General features: G+C 67.3%; 1 pseudogene. It reads left to right on the plus strand.

The features are described 5' to 3' along the window. Nucleotides 1–173 precede the first annotated feature (173 nt). Nucleotides 174–629: pseudogene (locus KME75_RS42130) on the plus strand (helix-turn-helix domain-containing protein); the annotation flags it as partial. Nucleotides 630–753: the final 124 nt, after the last annotated feature.

The following is a 753-nucleotide window of genomic DNA, read 5'->3' on the forward strand; positions in this document are numbered from 1 at the left end:
CCGCGTGGTCGGTTGGGCGATGGCTGATCACCTGCGTCGGGAGCTGGTCCTCGACGCCCTGGGCATGGCGTTGCAGCAGCGCAGACCCGTCGCCGGACTGATCCACCACAGCGACCACGGCGTCCAGACCAGGCTCAACCGGTCGTCGCAACACCTCGAGTGGGAGGTGCGCGATGGGACGAGAGCCAGGTTGGGGTGCGGCGGCGACGGGGCGACCGGCGATGCGGTCGCCGGGGCGGCCGCCGGTGGCCAGGAGCGAGCACCGTCGGTTGTTTTGGACAGCGATCGCTCGTGGCGCGAAAAGCACCGAGGCCGGGATCGAAGCCGGCGTGTCGCTGGTCGTGGGGACGCGGTGGTTCCGCGAACGTGGCGGGGTGACACCTCGACCGATCTTCCAGGCGGACTCAGGCCGGTATCTGTCGTTTGCTGAGCGGGAGCAGATCGCGCTGTGGCGCGCCGAGAAGGTGGGCGTCCGCGAGATTGCGCGGCGACTGGGCCGCTCGGCGTCGACGGTATCTCGGGAACTGCGTCGCAACGCGAGCACCCGGGGCGGAACGTTGACTTATCAGGCGACGGTCGCGCAATGGCATCGTGACCGGCGCGCTACTCGCCCGAAAACCGCGAAGCTGGGGGCTTATTCACAAGTCTGAATGGTGACTGCTCTTCGTGACATGAGGGGTACGTCGAGCACTTGATCACGAGTCGGTCTCAATTCGTGCTTGACCGCGTGTCGCGCGAGATGCGCAACAGCTC

The organism is Pseudonocardia nigra, assembly GCF_019396355.1.
GTDB lineage: Bacteria > Actinomycetota > Actinomycetes > Mycobacteriales > Pseudonocardiaceae > Pseudonocardia > Pseudonocardia nigra.